Source organism: Acinetobacter stercoris, assembly GCF_900323515.1.
In the GTDB taxonomy this organism is placed as follows: domain Bacteria; phylum Pseudomonadota; class Gammaproteobacteria; order Pseudomonadales; family Moraxellaceae; genus Acinetobacter; species Acinetobacter stercoris.
The window spans coordinates 1-658 of sequence record NZ_OOGT01000455.1; the positions used below are offsets into that span (position 1 = coordinate 1).

The 658-nt window shown below is 31.8% G+C and carries 1 protein-coding gene; it reads left to right on the forward strand.

What is annotated here, in order from left to right; genetic code table 11:
* Positions 1-22: 22 nt before the first annotated feature.
* Positions 23-658: phosphatidylinositol-specific phospholipase C domain-containing protein (locus KPC_RS20205; RefSeq protein ID WP_121976044.1), on the forward strand; the 636-nt coding region annotated here is incomplete at its 3' end.

Genomic DNA, 658 nt, shown 5'->3' on the forward strand with positions numbered 1-658 from the left:
CTAATGATATGGGGAAGTTATTATGTTTGAAGATTTTAATTATTCTAGTAATGATACAGCACCCAGTTGGATGCAATATATACCAGACAATACATTATTAAATCAGATTAATATTCCAGGAACACACCAATCAGCAACATATAAGATCAAGTCTTTGGGAGAAAAATGCCAGGAACTTAGTGTTTATGGGCAATTGAATGACGGAATTCGTGCACTGGATATCCACTTGCAACAGCGTGATGAATATCTAAAGCTTTATCATGGAGTTATACCTTGTAGACTGGATTTTCATGATATTTTAAAGGAATGCCAGTTGTTCCTATCTGAGAATCCATCTGAAACAATTTATATGTTTGTTACAGAAGAAAAATCGCTGCCTATTGCAAGAACATTCCTTGAATATATTCACCAATATCATGGTTTATATTATAGAGGGAGTACCAATACTACTTTAAATAATGTGCGTGGGAAAATTGTCTTCTTTTTAAAATTTCCAATCAAGACTGAAAACCTGGGTATCTCTATTTATCCAGGATGGTTTGAAAATCAAACTTTTTTTTTAAAAAATAAACATAATCAACATTTTCTGATTCAAGATGAATATAAGCATCTGGATCCACATAAAAAAGCAAAAAAAGTTGAGTTAATGATAGATACC